The organism is Undibacterium sp. Jales W-56, from assembly GCF_025548535.1.
Classification (GTDB): domain Bacteria; phylum Pseudomonadota; class Gammaproteobacteria; order Burkholderiales; family Burkholderiaceae_D; genus Undibacterium.
Window position 1 is genome coordinate 101,985 of record NZ_JAJLQW010000006.1, and the last position, 20,151, is coordinate 122,135.

Sequence of the window (20,151 nt, forward strand, 5' to 3'; positions counted from 1 at the left end):
CGATAGCGGTGTGAGGACGGCGCCGTCTCATCGAGGAAGTCATGAAACCATTTGCAAGGCATTTACCCAGCCTCGCTGCGCTCGTCGCCAGCGTTACTTTAGCCGGCGAACCCGGCACAGGCCCGGCTCCGGCCCGGCCGGATCCCGCCGACCCAGCCGCCAGCGTTGCTCCCAGGCCCTACGAGAGCTTCCTCGCGCCTAAAAGGGCCGAATCCGTGGATAAAGGGTCGCCAGCCAACCATTGGATAGAGGCAAACCGCACGGTCGCTTCGTTCGACTCCATGTCGCTGACGATGGGCGGATCCGATGCAGGCGATGGCCGCGGCGCGGACGAGGAACAACAGCCCTCAAAGGCATCGGCAAGCAAGGATCCTCACGCCGGCCACGCCATGTCGAAAGCCAAGGCGGCCGATCCGCATGCAGGACACGCCATGCCGATGGATATCCCTGAAAAACCTGCGGCCGGCGTGCGCAGGGCCGATGGGAAATCGGCCCGTCCCGCCGACAAGCAAGCATCTCCCGCGCCGGTGACAAAGGATGCGCATGCCGGACATAACATGGCGCCGGCCGCGCCGGATCCGCATGCCGTCCATGACGACAAGGAGAAGAAATGAGCAAAGGCAATTCAAGACGTCGATACCCCATTTTGGCGCTGGTGTCGGCAGCGATGCTCATCGCCGGTTGTACTACAGTGTCGCCTGACGGGGGCTTCGCCGATGTATCCAAGCTTGCCAAGGCGAGACTCGGAGCTGATGCGCACGTTATCCGAAGCGAAACCGACCGGCGCGCCCTTGATGCGATCATCGCCAATACGCTGGATAAAGAACTGACGGCCGATGGCGCCGTCCAGATCGCTTTGCTGAACAATCGGGGCCTGCAAGCGACCTATCTCGACGTTGGCATTGCCCAGGCCGACTTGGTCCAGGCTGGACGGCTGCAAAACCCGTCATTCACCTTTCAACGCACCCACGGCGCCGGCGTTGTCGAGATCGAGCGCTCATTGACACTCAATCTCGTCAGCCTGCTGACTGCGCCGTTGGCCAAGCGCATTGAAGGCCGTCGTTTCGAGGCCACGCGCCTGATGGTCGCGAACCAGATGCTCGCTCTTGCCGTCCAGGTCCGGCGCGCCCATGTCGAGGCGGTCGCCGCCGCGCAGGGATTGGACTATGCGCGCCAGGTGAGCCGGTCGGCCGAAGCGAGCGCGGAAATGACGGCACGGATGGCGCGGGCTGGCAATTCGAGCCAGCTGGACCTGGCGCGCGCCCAGGCGTTCCGTGCTGAAACGACAGGCGGGGTCGGGCGCGCCACCCAGGAAGCGACCATGGCGCGCGAAAAGCTGACACGGCTGATGGGACTGTGGGGAAACGACACGGCGTTCAAGCTGCCTACCCGGTTGCCGGAGCTACCCATGGAGCCCGTCGTGCTTGACAACGTGGAGCGCATCGCCATGCGCGACCGCCTCGATATCCAGGCTGCCAAGATCGAGGCGGCCCAGACTGCCGCGTCCCTCGGTTTGACAAGAACCACGCGCTTCATCAATGTGCTCGACCTCGGTTACGTTCGCAACAGCACCGCGGGCGAACCGAGTGCGCGGGGCTATGCAATTTCTGTCGAAATCCCGCTGTTTGACTGGGGCACGGCACGGGTCGCCCAGGCAGAAGCGGTGTACATGCAGGCTGCGGACAAGGTCGCCCAGCGGGCAATCGAGGCGCGCAGCGAAGCACGCGAGAGCTATCTCGGGTATCGCAACGCCTATGACCTGGCGAAACACTATCGCGACGAGGTGATTCCGCTGAGAAAAAAAGTCTCGGACGAGACGCTTCTCCGCTACAACGGCATGCTCGTCAGTGTCTTCGAATTGCTGGCCGATTCGCGCGAGCAAGCCGGCGCCGTCAGCAGCTACATCGACGCCCTGAAAACGTTCTGGCTTGCCCAGGCAGACCTGGAGGCGGCCATTGGCGGGCGTTTGCAGGCAAGCCCATCGGACTCCAATAAAGGATCGAATCCATGACCAACCGTAGAAATTTTATCGGCAGTGCCGGCGTCTTGCTCGCGGGAGCTGCCGCAGTCGGCAAGGCCGCGGCAGCCTCGCTGCCCGAAGCGCCGACCCAGCAGTCGCCCAACACGATGGCGCCATTGATGCCGCCCAACGGACGCCCCTACAACCCTGTCGTGACCTTGAATGGCTGGTCGCTGCCATGGCGCATGAAAGACGGGGTGAAAGAATTCCATCTGGTCGCCGAGCCGGTCGTGCGCGAGATCGCCCCAGGCATGAAGGCGAACATGTGGGGATACAACGGTCAAAGTCCTGGGCCGACAATCGAGGTGGTCGAAGGCGATCGCATTCGTATTTTTGTCACCAACAAGTTGCCTGAACACACCAGTATCCACTGGCACGGCCAGATCCTTCCCAACGGGATGGATGGCGTGACCGGCGTCACCCAGCCGGGAATTCAACCGGGCAAGACTTTCATGTACGAATTCGTGGCCCGCCACGCCGGCACGTTCATGTACCACCCGCACGCCGACGAGATGGTCCAGATGGCGATGGGCATGATGGGATTTTGGGTCACCCACCCGAAAAATCCTGCGGAACACGCGGTCGACCGCGACTTTGTCTTCCTGCTCAATGCCTACGATATCGAACCCGGCAGCTATACACCACGAGTCAATACGATGCTTGACCAGAACCTGTGGACCTTCAACAGCCGCGTTTTTCCGGCAATCGACCCCATGGTCGTGCGCAAGGGCGACCGGGTGCGCATCCGCGCCGGCAACCTCAGCATGACCAACCACCCCTTGCATGTCCACGGGCACCGCTTCGAGGTCACCGGCACTGATGGCGGATGGGTGCGGCCGTCGGCGCGCTGGCCGGAAGTGACGACGGATATTGGTGTCGGGCAAATGCGGGCGATCGAATTCCTTGCCGACAACCCGGGCGACTGGGCTTTTCACTGCCACAAGTCGCATCACACCATGAATGCGATGGGCCATTCGGTCCCCACGATGATCGGCGTCGACCAGCGCGGCGTCGCGAAAACGATCAACGACCTGGTCCCCGACTATATGGTCATGGGCGACAAGGGGGGCTCGATGGGGGGAATGGAAATGCCGCTCCCCGAGAACACCTTGCCGATGATGTCCGGAGACGGCCCGTTCGACCGGATCGATATGGGTGGGATGTTCACGCTGCTCAAGGTACGCGAGGGCCTCGCCCGGAACGATTACAAGGATCCCGGCTGGTACCGGCATCCAAAGGGCACGTTGGCAGTGGAGTGGACCGGGGACATGCCGACGGCGCCGAGCGCGCCCGACCGGCCCGCTTCCACCCAGGCCGGCGAAAAGATAATGAATGTAAAGAAGAGCAGTGGCCACAGTGGCCATTGAATCACCACCGATTGCAAACCACCCAAAGGAGACACCATGAACTATTTGAATTCGATGATCGCTACCGCAGCCTTGCTGTGCGCCGTGACCTTGCCAAGCGCCGCGACGGCCCATGAAGGCCACGACGACAAGCACGCTGTCGCAGCCGCCAGCGCGACCACCGCTGAACTATCGGAAGGCGAAGTGAAAAAGGTCGATAAGCCAGCCGGCAAGATCACCATCAAACATGGCCCGCTGCGCAACCTGGATATGCCGGGGATGACGATGGTGTTCAAGGTAAAGAATCCGGCGATGCTCGATACGGTCAAGGTCGGAGACAAGATCAACTTTGTTGCCGAAAAAGTCAATGGCAGCTTGACCTTGACCCAGTTGGAACCTTCAAAGTAAGCAATGACAGGTGGTCCGGCCACGAGCGCCGGACGCGCCCAGGATCAGAACATCACAACAGGAGAATAAAACATGACCACCAAAAACATTATTGTCGCCATCGCGCTGGGCCTCGGCAGTCTGACGGCGACGTTGGCGCAGGCCCATGCGAAAATTGAAGCATCCGAGCCGAAAGCCGACAGCGAGCTGGCCGCGGCACCGACGTCCGTCCGGCTGCACTTCAACGAAAAACTGGAGCCGGCGTTCAGCAAGATCGAGCTGCTTGACGCGAAGAACTCGCCCGTGAAGCTGCCCAAGGCAGTAGTCGACAGCAAGGATGCCAAAGTCATGTCGGCGCAAGTCCCGGCACTGACTCCGGGGCAATACCTGGTCCGCTGGTCGACAATGACCCACGACGGCCACAAGGCGAAGGGGGAATACCACTTCAAGGTGAAATAGCATGGGCGGCGACATCCAGACGGCGATTACGGTCGCGACGGTCCTGCTTAACCTGGCGATGGCAGTAGCGGTCGGCGCCACGATGGCGTCGCTGTGGTTGGCAACCGGTTCATCGAACTGGTCCAGTAGGCGTTTGCGCTACCTGCGGCCCGTACGGCTGGGCGCGATCGCGCTCGCCCTGGTGGCCCTGGGCCTCTTGCTCCTTCTTGTTTCAGCGTCTATGGCGGAAGTCCCCGTGACCGAAGCTGGCGAGGCAACGCGCGCGATGCTAACCGGCAGCCACTTTGGCCTGGCCTGGGCGATCGGTATGGCCGCGCTGATCGCCGCGGCGCTTCTCGCGGCGCTGCCGGCACGCGCATTTCCGTTGACCGCCAGTGCCGTCGCAGCGCTTGCGGTGGTTTTCTACACGCGCAGCATGGTCAGTCACGCGTCCGCGAACGGCGACTTCAATCTGACCATGGCGGCGGACTGGATCCACCTGTGCCTGATCAGCGTGTGGGTCGGCGAAGTCGCTATCGCGGGCATGCTAACACTGCGGCCAACTGCTGCCTTGCAGCAGGACGATCGGGGCGAGATAGCCGCCTACATCGAGAACCTGTCCACCTCAGCCACAGTCGCACTTGCCGGCATTGTCGCCACGGGCGCATACAGTGCATGGCATAACCTTGGCAGCCTGGACGGTCTGTCGGGCAATCGGTATGGCACTGTCCTGTCGGTGAAGGTGGCCATGGTCGTCGTCGCGGTCATGTTGGGGGGCTTCAACCGCTTTGTCGCCATGCCGCCGCTTCTCGCCGGCCTGCGCGGCAACAGCGCAACCATGGATCCTTGGCGGACATTCACGCTCGTCCTGCGTGTGGAAGCAGTGTTGCTGCTGGGCGTACTGGTCGCGGCCGCCCTCCTTAGCGCGACATCGCCGCCGACCGCGGCATGACCCATTTCTTTCACCCATTCATCACCACAAGGAGTACGAATATGCAATATCGAGTTGTTCTGTCCCTGCTGATCGCCACCATTTCCGTCCAAGTATCGGCGGCGCCAGCATCCGCACCCAACGATGCACTTTCCAGTTTCTACGCCGCACTTGCCAGTGGCGACCGCACGAAAGCGCTCGCGCTCCTTTCGCCGTCAGTGGCCATTTACGAGGCTGGCCACGTGGAGTCGTCGCGCGAGGAATACGCCAGCCATCATCTCGCCGGCGATATCGCTTTTGCCAAGACCTCCACGCGTAAAGTGCGCAAGCACTCCGAAAAGGTCGAAGGCAATCTGGCCGTCATTTGGGAAGAGACCGAAACCACGACGGCGTCCGGTTCCAAGCCTGGGACTTCCTACGGTACCGAAACGGCGCTTCTCGAAAACGTGGATGGCCAATGGCGCATCACGCACGTGCATTGGTCGTCGCGCAAGGGGAAGTGATCGCACGCGGCCCCGGTAGGGGCCGCGTTTTGGAAGGATCGTGACATCGACCAGCAGTCAAAACGAAGGAAGATATGGACAGCAAATCGCATTCGACACACGACCATGGTGGCGCCCCGGGAACCCATGTGGATCCGGTATGCGGCATGACCGTCGCGGCAAAGCCAGACAAACATCTGGCGCACGCTGGTCACCACTACTATTTCTGCAGTTCCGGCTGCGTGGCAAAATTCCGCGCCGATCCAGCACGCTACCTTGAACCGAAGGCATCGGCTACATATCTACCAGCGGCGGAAGGCACGATTTATACCTGTCCGATGCACCCCGAGATCCGCCAGCCAGCTCCCGGGAACTGTCCGATCTGCGGGATGGCGCTGGAACCGCTGATGCCTTCACTGGATGCAGAAGACAACCCCGAATTGAATGATTTCAGACGGCGGTTCTGGTCAACGCTTCCATTATCAGGAGCGGTGTTTGCGCTGGCCATGTTCGGGCACATGTGGCTCCCAGCCGGCCTTCCACGCCAGAACCTGATCGAGCTGGCCCTGAGCACCCCTGTTGTATTGTGGGCCGGGTGGCCGTTCTTCCATCGCTTCGGCCAGTCGATCGGCAATCGCAGCCCGAACATGTGGACACTGATAGGCGCCGGCGTCGCGGCCGCGTTTGGCTACAGCCTGGTCGCCACCTTTGCTCCCGGCTTGTTTCCGCCTTCATTTGCCACCCATGCGGGCCGCGTAGGCGTGTACTACGAGGCCGCTGCCGTTATCGTCTCGCTCACGTTGCTGGGCCAGATACTGGAGCTGCGCGCGCGCTCGCAGACTTCCGCCGCCATCAAATCGCTGATGCAGCTGGCGCCCAAGACAGCCCGCCGCATCCGGCCGGACGGTAGCGAAGAAGATGTACCGCTCACGCACATCCACGTGGGAGACACCGTGCGCGTGCGGCCGGGCGAGAAGGTGCCGGTCGACGGCACCGTGACCGATGGCGAGAGCGCGCTCGACGAGTCGATGCTGACGGGCGAACCGCTACCGGTCACCAAACGCCCTGGGGACAAGGTCATCGGCGCGACCATCAATGCCAGCGGCGCCTTGATCGTCAGGGCCGACAAGATCGGTTCGCAGACCATGTTGGCGCAGATTGTCCAGATGGTGGCGCAGGCCCAGCGTTCGCGCGCTCCCATGCAGCGTCTGGCGGACGTCGTTGCGGGCTATTTCGTCATGGTGGTCATGGCGATCGCCGTGCTGACGTTGCTTGTCTGGGGACTGTTTGGTCCGCAGCCGAGCTGGGTATATGGCTTTGTCAACGCCGTAGCCGTCCTGATCATCGCCTGCCCGTGTGCCTTGGGCCTGGCGACGCCGATGTCCATCATGGCCGCGACCGGTCGGGCCGCCACCCAGGGTATCCTGTTTCGCGACGCGGCAGCAATCGAAGGTTTGTGCAAGGTCGACACCTTAATTGTCGATAAGACCGGCACGCTCACGGAAGGGCGACCCAGGTTCGATCGTATCGTCTCGGCTCCCGGCTTTTCGGAAGCGGACGTGCTGCGCATCGCCGCAAGTATCGACCAGGCCAGCGAGCACCCCCTTGCGCGCTCCATTGTCGACGAAGCGCTCAAGCGCGGTCTTGCGCTCGAAAAGCCGTCGGCTTTTGAATCGTCCAGTGGCATCGGCGTGCGCGGCACGCTTGGCGGCCAGCAGATCGCCCTTGGCAATTCGGCCTTGATGACCGAGGATGGCATCGACGGGAGCGACCTCGCGTCCCAAGCCGAGGAATTGCGCTCACAAGGCGCCAGCGTGATGTATCTAGCCACGAATGGCGCACTGGCCGGTCTGATCGCAGTGGCCGATCCGATCAAGGCGAGCAGCCGCGCGGCGCTCGACGCGCTGCGCAGTGCAGGATTGACCGTGATCATGGCGACCGGCGACGGCGCGACGACAGCGAAGGCGGTCGCCCAGCGCCTGGGCATCGACGAAGTGTATGGCGAAGTCAAACCGGCGGACAAGCTGGCCCTGGTGGAGCGTCTTCAGCTCGCTGGCAAGGTGGTGGCGATGGCCGGCGACGGCATCAACGACGCGCCGGCGCTGGCGAAGGCCAATGTCGGCATTGCCATGGGCACCGGGACCGACGTGGCGATCAACAGCGCCCATCTGACACTGGTCAAGGGCGACCTGCTGGCGATCGCCCGGGCCCGCACCCTGTCGCTCGATACCGTTCGCAACATGCGCCAGAACCTGGGGTTCGCTTTCTTCTACAACGCCTTGGGTATACCGTTGGCGGCCGGCCTGCTTTATCCGATTACGGGCCAGCTACTTTCGCCGCTGGTGGCCGCGCTGGCCATGAGCCTCAGCTCGGTGTCGGTGATCTCCAATGCGCTTCGGCTTCGACGGGCCGGCCTTGAAAGGCCTGACACTTTCGATGCCAACACAAGGACCAACAGGAGCAGTCATGAACGAAGCTAAAGGTTGTGCAGCCACGAAATCGGGCGCTTCTCCTGCGCCGTTTCCCGAACAGCGCATGAACTCGGGATGCTATTGCGTCAGTTTAAACCGCGATGCCTTGCGGCAGGCACTTGAGGCGCAGCTCGGTTCGCCGGCTTTGGTGGCGCTTGTCGAAGATCGCTGTCCATTTCTATTTTCCGCAATGCCGGTCTTTGTCTCCGAGTCGCAACATCAACAAATGGAAGCGGTAGTAAAGGCGCTCGAATTTGTCATCGGCATGTCCTCCTATCGGGAGCGGATATTGTCGTCGGCCGCGCCGATTGCGCGTCACGATCCGGGCGGCGCGGGCGGTGTATTCTTCGGATACGACTTCCATCTGGTCGGCGACGCTATCGGGCTGATCGAAATAAATACCAACGCAGGCGGGGCCATGCTCAATGCAGTGATGGCCCGGGCCCATCGGGCTTGCACGATCAACGCGGACCAGCTCGCCACGGCGGCGGAATCGGGCCCAAGATTTGAAGCTGCGATCATGGACATGTTCCTGGCCGAATGGGAGCGTTGCAAACGCGGACGGCAGTTGCGGTCGATCGCCATTGTCGATACGGCGCCGGAATCACAATACCTCTACCCGGAATTCATCCTCTTCAAGCAATTATTCGAGCGGCACGGCGTGCGTGCCGTCATCGCCGATCCGACATCGCTGCGGTTTCACGATGGGACGCTCTGGCATGGAAATGAGCCGATCGATTTGGTCTACAACCGCCTCACTGACTTTATGCTCGATGATGTGCGGCATGACGAGTTGCGGCAGGCGTACCTGGACGGCGCGGTTGTCCTGACACCCCATCCGCAGGCGCACGCGCTGTACGCCGACAAACGGAATCTTGGGATTCTCAGTAGCCGGGTCGAGTTGAAATCGCTCGGCGTCCCAAAATCTGTACAGGAAATTTTGCTCGCTTTCGTGTTGCCTACCGAACTGGTCATTCCCGGTGATGCCGACCGGCTCTGGCAGAGCCGCCGCAAACTCTTTTTCAAGCCCGCTTCTGGCTACGGAGGGCGCGCCGCCTATCGTGGTGACAAGCTCACTAAGGGCGTGTGGCAGGACATTCTCGGTGGTCAGTACGTCGCACAGCAGGTAATGGCGCCGGGGGAGCGGGTCGCCGGTAGCCGCAATGCACCCGAAAAACTGAAGTTCGACCTAAGGATGTACGCTTATGCGAACCAGGTCCAGTGGACGGCTGCGAGAGTGTACCAGGGCCAAACGACTAACTTTCGCACTCCAGGCGGCGGGTTCGCGCCGGTCTACCACGTGGCGCAAACGGCATGACCTTGCACCGCAGCCTGTTTAAGTAGGGCGAAAACGAAAAAAATCGGTCGCTAAGCCAACTGGGTAGTTGGTGATACAACCTAAGATCAGCCATAGCTAAGGTCTGCCAGACTGGCCCATGTGTGCGTGGTATAACGAGCGGAATGTTAGCAAGCTGCTACGTTCTGTTCATGGAGGTGGCTGGAATGAGGCCAACAACGGTCTTGGTCATTATACGGCACGGTAGGGATTTCTATCGGTCCCTGCCGCGCGTGGCGGGCGTACCTTATTTTGCGTCTGGGCTACTATCGACCTGCGGCATTATCTGCCACCACATTCCATCCCATCCGAAGGAGAAATTCATGACGACGACAGAGCAGAGAAATCTGCATGCCTGCATCGAGGCATGCGAAGAAGCGATTCACGCCAGCCAGGCCTGCGCCGCGGCCGACATCCGCGACGGCAACGCCCACTGCGCGCTGATCAACCTCGACTGCGCCGACATTTGCACGGCCACGATGAATGCGCTGGCGCGCGGCTCGGAACATCATGGGGATTTCTGCCGTCTGTGCGCCCACATTTGCCGCACCTGCGCGGCCGCATGCGCGATGCACGCCAAGGAGCATGCACATTGCGCGCTCTGCCAACAAGCGTGCGAAAAGTGTGCGGTCGAATGCGACAAGCACGCCAACGAGGCGGATATCTGATGGCCGGCACACGCCGCCCCAAGAAACCAGTCACGTCCACCGTACAACCTGCGGCAGCGAACGGCGACAGTCCAGGTGTGCCGAGCAGCACACAGCCCGGTACGGAGACTGCCGGACCGCCAGCGAAACACAATTCCGTCGAAGCGGCCGATCGCGCAGGCGGGCACGATGTGGAATCGAATGCCGATGTAAGCCAAGGCGGCAACGTCGAGACCGGATCGTCGGCGCCCCGTGACTCGTTGGAATCCCTGCCAGCCGGCGGTAGCGGTGATGTCGAACGCATGTAGCTGATTTCACTAGGCCTGCGCGTGCCGAAACTGGGGACGCTCGGGCCAATTGAATGTGCCGACTACAATCCATGAAATGCTTCGAGGAGAAACGTTCGTAATGATCGAACATATCAAAGCCAGCTTGACCGAGGCGCAAGCGACGCTCGACGCTTTCCTCAACGATCCGCAATCCCTGCAAGCGGTCGCCCGGGCAGCGCAGTTGCTCATCACGGCCTTCGAAAATTCGGGTCGCGCCTACTCTTGCGGCAACGGAGGGTCCATGTGCGATGCAATGCACTTCGCTGAGGAGTTCACGGGGCGCTTCAGGCTCGACCGCCCCGGCATGGCAGCTGTCGCGATCAGTGATCCGAGCTATATGTCGTGCGTCGCTAACGATTATGGCTACGACCAGATTTTCTCGCGCTTTATCGAAGCGCACGGCCGCCCTGGCGACGTCCTGCTGGCGATCAGCACCAGTGGCAAAAGCCCCTCCGTCCTCAACGCCGCGCGGGCGGCCAGCGCGATCGGCATGCATGTGATCGGGCTGACCGGCCGGCCGGGCAGCGACTTGGTGGCGCTAAGCGAGGTGTGCATCGATGCGCCGGCTGGCCGCTTCGCGGACCGCGTTCAGGAAATGCATATCAAGATCATCCATATTATGATCGAACTCGTCGAACGGGTGCTCAGCCCAAAAAACTACACAACTGAGGCAACAATCACAGCTGTTGACTAGCAAACCACGTGTTATGCCCGACATATTTTTGCGTGAACAGGACGATGAATCCGAGAACCGGTATGGCCGACTTATATGAGAAGTGGCTTTCGCTGAACGATGACATCGGCGGGTAACGAAAAGCTCATATAACCGTTCCTCACGTGTATGCAAAGTCCGCATGACATAAACCACCGGAATCGATCTCATAACGCAGCTCATAGCGGCCGACGAGTAGCGTGCGACCTCGGGTCGGATTCCTCCAGTCGCTCGCCGATGACTCGATAATGCGCGCCGCAGCGGGTCCGTTCGCGCTTGCCTGGAATTCATGCAGGCGCACCACAGCGGGACAATTCCTTGCTGGTCCACTGCAACGGCATCAGCGCACCACCGGCGCGGCAGCGAGTCGTCCGTACCGAGGCTATCGGCCCAAGCCTGCACCGCCTGATGATCGATAGCGCGGCCGGCATCCACGTCAGCCATCGCCTCGCGGGTCACACGGCTGCGCTTCTCCTCCTGACCGACCCAGCGCTAAGCGCCAGTTTGAAAACCCAGCCGTGTGAGCGTTCAAGGCAACCAGCCAACCGGTCGACGTTACTGACCAACTCTACTCTGTAGCGATTGAACCTGCTCCATGAAGCCACGCTTATCGTTATCGCAATAAAGCGCCGGCGGTCATCTTCCGCCTTTTCCACTTGCTCCACGAAAACCTGTTGCCATCGGCGATTTGATGCGGCAAGGATGGCAGGCGGGCATCGAGGGACGATGGAATTAGTTTAATATGGTAGCGACTTGAAAAGTTCACTTATCTCTTTGTATTCACCAGAAACTTTTTGCACTGCGATCTCGTACCGAATTGCCGTGTCCGCAAACGCGGCGCGTTCCACGTCCATGTCAACAGTGTTGTTATCTGCACTCGGCTGGGCGGGGACCCGGTACATTACCGGAAAGAAGTCATTCTGAAGTGCTAATCGAGACTGCTGGCCACTTCTTAAGGGGGCTTCCGGCTGCGCCATTGCTTGATCCAACGCTGCCTTGAAGTCAATGTCGCGCGCCTTGTAATGTGGCGTGTCCGCATTGGCGATGTTCGACGCAATCAGCTCGAGCTTTTTCGCATAAATGCTAAGGGATTTCTCCCAGAATACGTCACTGTCCGCTACTTTTCCCCTGACGATTTCCATGATGTACCCGCAATTTGCCAGGATCCCATGCTAGCGCAATATCAACTGTAATAAAGTACAGAAAAGAGGGGCGTTTACCTTTCATTTATTCATTTAAAAGCAATTCGGTATCGGATGCCGCCCCTGCAAAATACTCCCAAAATTAGACGTGCCGCTCGCGCGCATGCTTTGCGCAGGCTGCAGCGCAGTTCTCGCACGCAGTCTTACATGCCGCACAGTGCGCATGTTTGTCTGCGTGAACGGCGCATGCCTGTGCACACATTGTGCAAATGTGGGCGCAGAGCGCGCAAAAATCGCCATGATGCTCTGATCCTCTTGCCAACGCATTCATGGTAGCAGTGCAAATGTCCGCGCAATCGAGATTGATCAGTGCACAATTCGCACCACCACCCTCCCGAATATCCGCAGCCGCGCAGGCTTGAGATGCATGGATTGCTTCTTCGCAGGCTTCAATGCAGGCTTGAAGATTTTTGTCGTGCGTGCTCGTATTTTGACTTTGCATAGAGGTCTCCCATAGAGTTTCTGTTATGCCAAGTTGATATGGCAGCGTTGATAATAGTCCCTATGGTTCAAATTGCGCGCAGCATTGGTTGTTCCTCGAATGCAAGGAATCGATGCGTAACCACGCGTAACTTTGAATCAGGGCGAGGGAGGGGAAGCCCTGCGCTGCTCCAAGTTCGGCAACCTCACTCGCCAGGACAGGTTTGGGGTCAGGATGTTGGCGCTGGTGGAAATTTGACCCACCCTGCTGATTGAAATTTGACCCAGGGCGGGGTGCCGCGTTGTGATGCTGCGGCTGTGGATAAGTGTACCAAATAAACAGGGGCAATCAGCGGAGGGCGAAGCCCGCAGCGGATTGCCCTTCTTCCCGGGTTCAGAACGGTTCCGGTTCCGATGCCGTCCCAGCCTTGCCGGCCTTGCTCTTCTGTTCTCGTGCCTTGATTTTTCCTTTGGCGACCATACTGCTGTGTTGGAATCGGTAGGAGTCGTTTCCAGTCTCCACGATATGGCAGTGGTGCGTCAGGCGGTCGAGCAGCGCCGTCGTCATCTTGGCATCGCCGAACACGGCCGACCATTCGGCGAAGCTCAGGTTGGTGGTGATGGCAACGCTGGTATGCTCGTAGAGCTTTGATAGCAGGTGGAACAGCAATGCGCCGCCGGTCTGGCTGAACGGCAGATAGCCGAGCTCGTCAAGGATGACCAGGTCCATGCGCATGAGCGATAGCGCGAGCCTGCCAGCCTTGCCTTCGCGTTTTTCCCGTTCCAGCAAGTTGACCAGATCGACCGTCGAGTAGAAGCGCACGCGCTTGCCCATGGCAGCGATACCGGCCACCGCTATGGCGGTAGCCAGGTGCGTCTTGCCCGTCCCTGGCCCACCAATGAGGACGACATTTTGCGCCGTCTCCGTAAACCCGAGCGTGGCCAGTTGTCGTACCAGTGCATGGTCGACCTTCGAGGCCTCGAAGTCGAAGCCGGCCAGGTCGCGATGTACAGGGAATTTTGCGGCGTTCATCTGGTGGCTCACCGAGCGCATGGCGCGATCGGTATGCTCGGCCCGCAACAGGTGCTCGATGAGCCACCTCGAAGAGGCAATTGCGCTCTCACCCTGCGCCTCCAGATCGGTCCACGCGCTGACCATGCCGTGCAAGCGCAGCTCCTTGAGTTCACTAGTGATGTCACGCATGGCCGACCTCCACAGCGTTGTCATCTGCTTTGCGCAGGGTGTCGTAGCGGCTCGTATTTGCGACCGGCGCCTCCTTTAATTCCAGACTGGTTTCAACCCGCTCCGGCGCCGGTGCTGCGGTCAGCCGGGCAAGCACGTTCTCGACATGCTCGGCACTGAGTACGCCGGACTCGATCACCAGCTCCACCGCGACCAGCACGGCGGACAGGCCCGCAATGGGCACCACGGCCAGTACCCGCGCCATGACGCGGTCACCGCCAGCATGGCGCATCAGTCCCTGCCGCAGTCGCTGCAAGGGTGGGGGCAGATCGGTGAACGGGGCACCATTGCGCAGTGCACCCGGCTTGCGCTGGACTAAGGGGATGTAGTGCTGCCAGTCGTAGCAAACCTTATTGCGATCAACGATACGGTCATGGGCAGCGACGAGCATGTCGCCGGCGGCCACACTGACGCGCGTCGGATACAAGCGCGTGCTGACCATCTGCCCAGCCAGCTCGCATGGCACGGAGTAGCGGTTGCGCTGCACGGTGACGAGACAGGTGGACGACACGCGTGCGATCTTCTCGACGTAGCCGTCAAAGGGCGTCGGCATGGGCATCAACTGCATCTGCTCCTGCTCCAGCATGTCTGCCACGGTCAGCGTGTCGTATTCCGGATGGCGCAGCTCGGACCACAGTGCGCGGCAACGCTCACCAAGCCAGGCATTGAGGTCGGCGAAGCAAGCAAATTGGCGGCTCTGAGCTTCGATCCAGATCCGGCGACGGCTGTCCTGCACGTTCTTCTCGACCACGCCTTTCTCCCAGCCCGACGCCACGTTGCAGAAGTCCGGATCGAACAGGTAATGTGCGCACATGACCGTGAAACGTGCATTGACGATGCGGCCCTTGCCCTTCTTGACCTTGTCCACCGCGGTTTTCATGTTGTCGTAGATGCCTCGACGCGGCACCCCGCCCAGGGCTGCAAAGGAGCGCGTGTGGGCGTCGAACAGCATTTCATGGCCCTGGCTCGGGTAGGCCACCAGCCAGAAAGCGCGGCTGGCGCACAGCTTCATGTGCGATACCTGCATCCGTCGATAGATACCGCCAACGACCAGGCCTTCCTCGCTCCAGTCGAACTGGAAAGCTTCGCCGTGCTCGAAGCTGAGCGGCACAAAGGCATGTGGGTTCTTTCCCTCCGCCCCGCGCCAGGCGCGGATGAAAGCGGTCACCTGGCAATAGGCGCCGTCGTATCCGCTAGCTTTGATCTGGGCGAACAAGGCCTTGGCGGTGCGGCGGTTCTGTTTGATCCGGTGGGAGTCGGCCCTGAGTGCCAGTTCCAGGGCCGCGTGAAAGGCTGTCAGCTTGCCCGGTCCCGGTTCACGTCGATATGCCGGCGCTGCCACTTCCTCGGCAGTGCGCAGCCACTTTCTTATCGCGTTGCGCGACAGGCCAGTGCGCTTCGCAATTTCATGCAGCGACAGTTTGTCGCGCAGGTACAGCCTTCGAATCTTTCCAAGCATTTCCATGGTGATCATCCTTTTTGTCTCCCGCCTAAAAATTAGGCAGGACAAGTAGAACACCTGGGTCAATTCTGGATCAGCAGAACGCCTCTAGCTGGGTCAATTTTCGGTCAGCGTCAACACCAACGATTGCTGCATTAAAAACATAGGCCAATATTGATTGCGCGACTACGGTTTTACGGACTGCGGTCGACATGATATTAACGTCCGACGTCTGCGCCGTAGTAGCAATGGTCACCGAGAAATACAAAAAATCCCAATACCCGGGCGTGGAGATTTCGTCTGGAAAAGCAATCGGCTTTTCCTCGCCCTTGCTGCGATAAAATAGGTGCGCATAATGAAAGCTGTACATCACGTCGATGAGCAGCCAAGACCCGACCACCGTTGCCCCTGTTAAAATATAATGAAGAAGCCGTTGAGTTCCGCCATCATTTTTTGCCAATCCAGGTTCAACGATCAATGCTGCCAGACTAAGTGTCGCCCCCAAGGACATGATTGCCAGGGCAAAGATGGCATTTGGGTCTTCCTGGGCGGCCAGTCGGGAAATTTTCGCGGCATCTGCCTCTCTCAGGAGCAAGTTGATCATTAAGCCGAGATAGAGCCAGACGGTAGCGTTCCATCCGGACAATATTTTCAAGACGAGTCCTGACGACGTCGGCAGTACAACACCCAGAACCATCCCGACGATCAACGCGCCCATCAGACGCGGGTGAGAATGGATCAATCGCAGCCGCTTTTGCAAAGAATTTAATGCCATCTGTATGATCTCTCGCCTTTAAGCATTTCCGACTGAGTGAAGCCATTGCAAAATTATGGCGAACCCGGCCGCGAACTGGGTTTGTTGCGCGATCAAATGTTCAGGGCGCGCTTGTCCACGTCAAGAGCTGCTTCCCGCACAGCTTCGTACAACGTTGGATGCGCGTGGCAGATTCGTGCGATGTCTTCCGCCGATGCATGAAATTCCAAGGCCATGACAGCCTCCCCAATCATCTCGGAAGCCGCGGAATTGACGATATGGACGCCTAACACCGTGTCTGACGAAGCATCGGCGAGCACCTTGACGAACCCTTCGGTTTCGCCCTGTCCGAGCGCCCGGCCGTTAGCGGAAAAGGGGAATTGCCCAGACTTAAAAGCCTTTCCTTCGCGTCTGAGTTCTTGTTCCGTCTTCCCGACCCAGGCCGCTTCCGGGCTGGTGTAAATTACCGAGGGGATAAGCTCGTAGTTCAGATGTCCGGACTGCCCTGCTATGATCTCGCTAACCATAACCCCCTCCTCACTCGCCTTGTGCGCAAGCATTGGTCCTCGTATAACGTCACCAATTGCATAAATGTTGGGTATCGCTGTAGCGCAGCGTTCGTCGACAGGAATATATCCGCGTTCGTCCACTTGCAGACCGACGGCGTCCAGGTTGAGCCCATCAGTAAATGGTACACGGCCGATGGCTACAATGACCTTGTCGACCGCCTGGTGGACCGAAGCTCCGGCCCGGTCCCGGTAACTCACCGTCGCTCCCTCTGCCGTACGTTTGATCTCGTCAATTGAAATGCCCAAGTCGAACTTCAAGCCTAGGCTGCTCATCGCCCTAAACATTTCCTTGGCAACGGCCTCATCGGCGCCAGGAAGAAAATCCGTCATCGCATCGATCAACGTCACCTCTGATCCCAGCCGGCGCCATACAGAGCCAAGTTCGAGGCCGATCACGCCGGCACCGACGATACAGAGCCGCTGCGGTATTGCGGTGAAGTCCAGGGCACCGGCGTTGTCGCAGATAACCTCGTTGTCGATCAGGACGCCGGGCAGCTGACGCGGTCTCGACCCGCTTGCGATAACAATATTTTTGGCATAAATGCGACCCGTCGCGCTGCCGCCCGACAATTCCAAGGCATATTGTTCGCCCTGCTTGCCAGTTAACTTTGCGCGGGATTTAAGAAAATCGACTTTATTTTTTTTAAATAAATATTCTATTCCCTTGGTCATCTTCGTGACGACGGCGTTCTTTCGCTCCACCATTTTGCGAAGATCGACCGTTGCCTCGCTTGTCACGATGCCATGCTCCGCACTACGACGCACGATCTGGTCATAAAAGTGACTGGAAGTGAGCAAAGCTTTAGAAGGGATGCAGCCGACATTCAAGCACGTCCCCCCTGGCCGAGGTTCCCCTCGCGGATCGGCATACGGGTTAGCTTCTATACACGCTACCGACAGGCCGAGCTGGCCCGCACGTATGGCCGCAATGTATCCGCCAGAGCCAGCCCCAATGATCGCAACGTCATACATCTTGTCCGCCATTCAACGCTCCATAAGTTGATATCAATTGATCTTGTCTTCGATGCCCGGCGCTATGAGTCCCCAAGCGCGCTAGGAACGGAAAGGGCATTCCTTTGGTAATCCAGATTACGTCAAACGGGGCCAGAGAGCGAGTGACCATAGCAGCTTCGTTGCACCAAGCAGATCTATTTTCGTGCCGCTGGAAAACTTTGCTGGTCCGCCATTGCGCGCGGTTACGAAAAACCCTATGACAAGCCAAGCAACAACACCAGGCCAGAACTGAAAACCAACGACAGTGCCCATATAAATTGAAAAAATGCAGAGTAAATTGAGAATGGCAAAGATAGCCAAAACACGATAGATATATTCTTTTTTTAGCATAAATACCCTTCCAAAGTTCTATATGAGGTGAGCAAATTCGTCATGCCTTACCGTACGTCAAGAACATCGCCACGACAGCGACGCTCATCACAATCGTGCAAGCCCAGCCCAAAATCTTGAGCTTCTGGCCGATGGTGAATCGCCCCATCACTTTTGCATTTGACGCTAACAACATCATCACGGCCATGATAGGAACAGAGATCACTCCGTTAATCACAGCACTCCAGTAGAGCGCTTTGATCGGATTAATCGGGGCAAAACAGAGCGCGATGCCAAGCAAGGTCGAAGCCGATATCACGCCATAGAATCCCTTTGCAGATTCTGGCGGGTACTCGAGACTATTCTTCCACCGTAGGGCACCAGATAGCGCGTACGCTGCTGATCCTGCCAGTACAGGCACCGCGAGAAGCCCTGTTCCAATAATGCCTGCGCTAAATAACGCGAACGCAAAATTACCCGCAATTGGTCGCAGCGCCGCTGCTGCTTGAGCAGACGTCTCTATATTGGTCAGCCCGTGTTCGTTGAGCGTCACGGCCGTAGTCAGCATGATGAAAAAGGCTACCAAATTTGAGAACCCCATTCCGATCAGTGTGTCTATTTTGATCCTGCGAAAACTTGGCGAGGCCTTCGAACCATCCTCGATCAGGGCCAGATCATTGGGGTTCGCTCGCAGCTCCTCGACTTCTTGGGACGCCTGCCAGAAAAAAAGATAGGGACTTATAGTTGTGCCAAAAACTGCCACTATTGTAGTGATATAAGCAGGTGAGAAAGAGAAATGCGGCAGTACCGTACTTGTTGCGACATTACCCCACGAAACCTTGACTGCAAACACTGTCGCTACATAGGCTAACAGTGCTAACGTGAGCCACTTAAGAACTTTGACATAGCGTTGATACGGAACGAAAACCTGCAGCAGCAATGACAATAGGCCGAAGCCTAAGGCATATATGTGAACGCGACCGCCAAAGAGCAGCTTGAGCGCGTCTCCCATTGCGGCAAGATCTGCTGCAATATTGATTGTGTTGGCGATCAACAGCAATCCTACTATCGCGTAGACCAACCATGCAGAGTAATGGCGCCGAATATTGGTCGCGAGCCCTCGGCCGGTAACGCGACCTATCTTTGCGCTGACCATTTGAATGGCAACCATCAGCGGATACGTGAAGAACAATGTCCACAATGTATTGAAGCCAAACTGTGCCCCAGCTTGTGAATACGTTGCGATTCCGCTTGGGTCGTCATCAGCTGCGCCAGTAATTAACCCTGGTCCCAATTTGCTCACCCACGACCCTTCACCCTGGCTTTCTGCGGACTCAGACTCGATGGCAACTACCTTTCTTTCAGAAGACTGCATATGTGGCCTTAATATGATTCGAAAAATCAAATCATCATATCGATGGTGAATAAGACGATGAAGCCAACGAAAAACATCGCAGTCTGGATGGGAGTCTCCGGCTCCTCGTGAGCTTCGACGAGCAGTTCCTCCGTAACCAGATAAAGGAGCGCGGCCACGCCGAACGCGAGCATTCCGTCAACATAGGCTGGCTTCACATGACTGAGCACCATAGCCCCACTTGCCGCCCCGAGGCATAGCCCCGCAGCGAGGGACGCGCACGCAAGCCCGATACTCCGCTTGCTGCGACCGAGGGCCCCGAGCGACGTCGCGCACGATACACCCAAGAAGAAAACTTCCAACACCAGTGCGATAGTCAGCAGCAGTCCCTGCTTTTCGCCTGCTGAGAAAGACAATCCAATGAGCACTCCGTCCAAGACGATATCGACTCCCATGGCCGCCATAAGGCTACTCGTGCTTCTCCCGGACTCAGTCAACGCTTTTTGATCGCCCATCCACTTTACGGCGAGCATCAGGGCGACTCCGGCGGAAAAACCGATAACCGTTACAAGTGGCATCTTCCGGTGGACGAGGTCCGGTAAAAGCTCGGTGGCCAGGACGCAAAAAATCACGCCGGCGGCGAAATGCTGGACAGCGCTTCGTACCGCAGAACTCGGTGTGCGTATAAATGTCACTCCCGCGCCAAGCAAGACAGCAACGGCTGGAAACGCAGCAAAAGTCATGAT

20 protein-coding genes are annotated in these 20,151 nt (G+C 58.7%); 12 read left to right on the forward strand and 8 right to left on the reverse strand.

Annotated features, from left to right (window positions below; all coding sequences use genetic code 11):
• Positions 1–215: 215 nt before the first annotated feature.
• The 12 genes from LPB67_RS15985 (at position 216) to LPB67_RS16040 (ending at position 11,081) form a co-directional block, all read left to right on the forward strand.
• Positions 216–614, forward strand: coding sequence for a hypothetical protein (locus LPB67_RS15985; RefSeq protein ID WP_262838287.1), 399 nt, complete (start codon positions 216–218; stop codon positions 612–614).
• Positions 611–2,011: a TolC family protein gene (locus LPB67_RS15990; protein ID WP_262838288.1), complete on the forward strand. Its 1,401-nt coding sequence runs from the start codon at positions 611–613 to the stop codon at positions 2,009–2,011. The genes LPB67_RS15985 and LPB67_RS15990 overlap by 4 nt, the downstream gene beginning before the upstream one ends.
• Positions 2,008–3,387: a multicopper oxidase family protein gene (locus tag LPB67_RS15995; RefSeq protein WP_262838289.1), complete on the forward strand. Its 1,380-nt coding sequence runs from the start codon at positions 2,008–2,010 to the stop codon at positions 3,385–3,387. The genes LPB67_RS15990 and LPB67_RS15995 overlap by 4 nt, the downstream gene beginning before the upstream one ends.
• 36 nt (positions 3,388–3,423) lie before the next feature.
• Positions 3,424–3,774 carry a copper-binding protein gene (locus LPB67_RS16000; protein WP_262838290.1) on the forward strand — a complete coding sequence of 117 codons (351 nt, stop codon included), beginning with the start codon at positions 3,424–3,426 and terminating at the stop codon, positions 3,772–3,774.
• 72 nt (positions 3,775–3,846) lie between these two features.
• Entirely contained in the window at positions 3,847–4,212 is a 366-nt protein-coding gene (gene copC, locus LPB67_RS16005) for a copper homeostasis periplasmic binding protein CopC (protein ID WP_262838291.1), read from the forward strand.
• Between the two features lies 1 nt (position 4,213).
• Positions 4,214–5,143 carry a copper resistance D family protein gene (locus LPB67_RS16010; protein WP_262838292.1) on the forward strand — a complete coding sequence of 310 codons (930 nt, stop codon included), beginning with the start codon at positions 4,214–4,216 and terminating at the stop codon, positions 5,141–5,143.
• A 41-nt stretch (positions 5,144–5,184) separates the two neighbouring features.
• A complete protein-coding gene (locus LPB67_RS16015) occupies positions 5,185–5,625 on the forward strand; it encodes a YybH family protein (protein ID WP_262838293.1) in 441 nt (146 codons plus the stop codon).
• A 74-nt stretch (positions 5,626–5,699) separates the two neighbouring features.
• Positions 5,700–8,084, forward strand: coding sequence for a heavy metal translocating P-type ATPase (locus LPB67_RS16020; protein WP_262838294.1), 2,385 nt, complete (start codon positions 5,700–5,702; stop codon positions 8,082–8,084).
• Positions 8,071–9,393 carry a hypothetical protein gene (locus tag LPB67_RS16025; RefSeq protein ID WP_262838295.1) on the forward strand — a complete coding sequence of 441 codons (1,323 nt, stop codon included), beginning with the start codon at positions 8,071–8,073 and terminating at the stop codon, positions 9,391–9,393. The genes LPB67_RS16020 and LPB67_RS16025 overlap by 14 nt, the downstream gene beginning before the upstream one ends.
• Positions 9,394–9,734: 341 nt before the next feature.
• A complete protein-coding gene (locus LPB67_RS16030; RefSeq protein WP_262838296.1) occupies positions 9,735–10,079 on the forward strand; it encodes a four-helix bundle copper-binding protein in 345 nt (114 codons plus the stop codon).
• Positions 10,079–10,366, forward strand: a complete 288-nt coding sequence (locus tag LPB67_RS16035) for a hypothetical protein (RefSeq protein ID WP_262838297.1) — start codon at positions 10,079–10,081, stop codon at positions 10,364–10,366. Before LPB67_RS16030 ends, LPB67_RS16035 begins: the two co-directional genes overlap by 1 nt.
• Positions 10,367–10,466: 100 nt before the next feature.
• Complete coding sequence (locus tag LPB67_RS16040) at positions 10,467–11,081, forward strand: SIS domain-containing protein (protein ID WP_262838298.1); 615 nt, start codon at positions 10,467–10,469, stop codon at positions 11,079–11,081.
• A 755-nt stretch (positions 11,082–11,836) separates the two neighbouring features.
• Here the strand turns inward: LPB67_RS16040 and flgB are convergent.
• From flgB to LPB67_RS16080, 8 genes are all read right to left on the reverse strand, one after another.
• Positions 11,837–12,241 (reverse strand): flagellar basal body rod protein FlgB, encoded by a 405-nt coding sequence (gene flgB, locus LPB67_RS16045; RefSeq protein ID WP_262838299.1) that lies wholly within the window; start codon positions 12,239–12,241, stop codon positions 11,837–11,839.
• 874 nt (positions 12,242–13,115) lie between these two features.
• Positions 13,116–13,925, reverse strand: coding sequence for an IS21-like element helper ATPase IstB (gene istB, locus LPB67_RS16050; protein ID WP_262838300.1), 810 nt, complete (start codon positions 13,923–13,925; stop codon positions 13,116–13,118).
• Positions 13,918–15,429, reverse strand: a complete 1,512-nt coding sequence (gene istA / locus LPB67_RS16055) for an IS21 family transposase (protein ID WP_262838474.1) — start codon at positions 15,427–15,429, stop codon at positions 13,918–13,920. Before istA ends, istB begins: the two co-directional genes overlap by 8 nt.
• Before the next feature lie 70 nt (positions 15,430–15,499).
• Entirely contained in the window at positions 15,500–16,180 is a 681-nt protein-coding gene (locus tag LPB67_RS16060) for a DUF1345 domain-containing protein (protein ID WP_262838301.1), read from the reverse strand.
• Between the two features lie 92 nt (positions 16,181–16,272).
• Positions 16,273–17,712, reverse strand: a complete 1,440-nt coding sequence (gene lpdA / locus LPB67_RS16065; protein WP_262838302.1) for a dihydrolipoyl dehydrogenase — start codon at positions 17,710–17,712, stop codon at positions 16,273–16,275.
• Between the two features lie 105 nt (positions 17,713–17,817).
• The gene (locus LPB67_RS16070; protein ID WP_262838303.1) at positions 17,818–18,072 is read right to left on the reverse strand and encodes a hypothetical protein; all 255 of its coding nucleotides are present in this window, start codon (positions 18,070–18,072) and stop codon (positions 17,818–17,820) included.
• Between the two features lie 40 nt (positions 18,073–18,112).
• Positions 18,113–19,426, reverse strand: a complete 1,314-nt coding sequence (locus LPB67_RS16075) for an NRAMP family divalent metal transporter (protein ID WP_262838304.1) — start codon at positions 19,424–19,426, stop codon at positions 18,113–18,115.
• A 26-nt stretch (positions 19,427–19,452) separates the two neighbouring features.
• Complete coding sequence (locus LPB67_RS16080; RefSeq protein WP_262838305.1) at positions 19,453–20,148, reverse strand: ZIP family metal transporter; 696 nt, start codon at positions 20,146–20,148, stop codon at positions 19,453–19,455.
• Positions 20,149–20,151: the final 3 nt, after the last annotated feature.

What these genes read in the sequence shown, in the direction of transcription:
- LPB67_RS16030 (WP_262838296.1), top strand. Translation starts at nt 9,735, where the DNA reads ATGACGACGACAGAGCAGAGAAATCTGCATGCCTGCATCGAGGCATGC.
- LPB67_RS16070 (WP_262838303.1), bottom strand. Translation starts at nt 18,072, where the DNA reads ATGCTAAAAAAAGAATATATCTATCGTGTTTTGGCTATCTTTGCCATT.
- LPB67_RS16000 (WP_262838290.1), top strand. Translation starts at nt 3,424, where the DNA reads ATGAACTATTTGAATTCGATGATCGCTACCGCAGCCTTGCTGTGCGCC.
- LPB67_RS16025 (WP_262838295.1), top strand. Translation starts at nt 8,071, where the DNA reads ATGAACGAAGCTAAAGGTTGTGCAGCCACGAAATCGGGCGCTTCTCCT.
- copC (WP_262838291.1), top strand. Translation starts at nt 3,847, where the DNA reads ATGACCACCAAAAACATTATTGTCGCCATCGCGCTGGGCCTCGGCAGT.
- istA (WP_262838474.1), bottom strand. Translation starts at nt 15,429, where the DNA reads ATGGAAATGCTTGGAAAGATTCGAAGGCTGTACCTGCGCGACAAACTG.
- LPB67_RS16020 (WP_262838294.1), top strand. Translation starts at nt 5,700, where the DNA reads ATGGACAGCAAATCGCATTCGACACACGACCATGGTGGCGCCCCGGGA.
- lpdA (WP_262838302.1), bottom strand. Translation starts at nt 17,712, where the DNA reads ATGGCGGACAAGATGTATGACGTTGCGATCATTGGGGCTGGCTCTGGC.
- LPB67_RS16035 (WP_262838297.1), top strand. Translation starts at nt 10,079, where the DNA reads ATGGCCGGCACACGCCGCCCCAAGAAACCAGTCACGTCCACCGTACAA.
- LPB67_RS16060 (WP_262838301.1), bottom strand. Translation starts at nt 16,180, where the DNA reads ATGGCATTAAATTCTTTGCAAAAGCGGCTGCGATTGATCCATTCTCAC.
- LPB67_RS16040 (WP_262838298.1), top strand. Translation starts at nt 10,467, where the DNA reads ATGATCGAACATATCAAAGCCAGCTTGACCGAGGCGCAAGCGACGCTC.
- LPB67_RS15990 (WP_262838288.1), top strand. Translation starts at nt 611, where the DNA reads ATGAGCAAAGGCAATTCAAGACGTCGATACCCCATTTTGGCGCTGGTG.
- LPB67_RS16080 (WP_262838305.1), bottom strand. Translation starts at nt 20,148, where the DNA reads ATGACTTTTGCTGCGTTTCCAGCCGTTGCTGTCTTGCTTGGCGCGGGA.
- LPB67_RS16010 (WP_262838292.1), top strand. Translation starts at nt 4,214, where the DNA reads ATGGGCGGCGACATCCAGACGGCGATTACGGTCGCGACGGTCCTGCTT.
- LPB67_RS15995 (WP_262838289.1), top strand. Translation starts at nt 2,008, where the DNA reads ATGACCAACCGTAGAAATTTTATCGGCAGTGCCGGCGTCTTGCTCGCG.
- istB (WP_262838300.1), bottom strand. Translation starts at nt 13,925, where the DNA reads ATGCGTGACATCACTAGTGAACTCAAGGAGCTGCGCTTGCACGGCATG.
- LPB67_RS16075 (WP_262838304.1), bottom strand. Translation starts at nt 19,426, where the DNA reads ATGCAGTCTTCTGAAAGAAAGGTAGTTGCCATCGAGTCTGAGTCCGCA.
- LPB67_RS16015 (WP_262838293.1), top strand. Translation starts at nt 5,185, where the DNA reads ATGCAATATCGAGTTGTTCTGTCCCTGCTGATCGCCACCATTTCCGTC.
- flgB (WP_262838299.1), bottom strand. Translation starts at nt 12,241, where the DNA reads ATGGAAATCGTCAGGGGAAAAGTAGCGGACAGTGACGTATTCTGGGAG.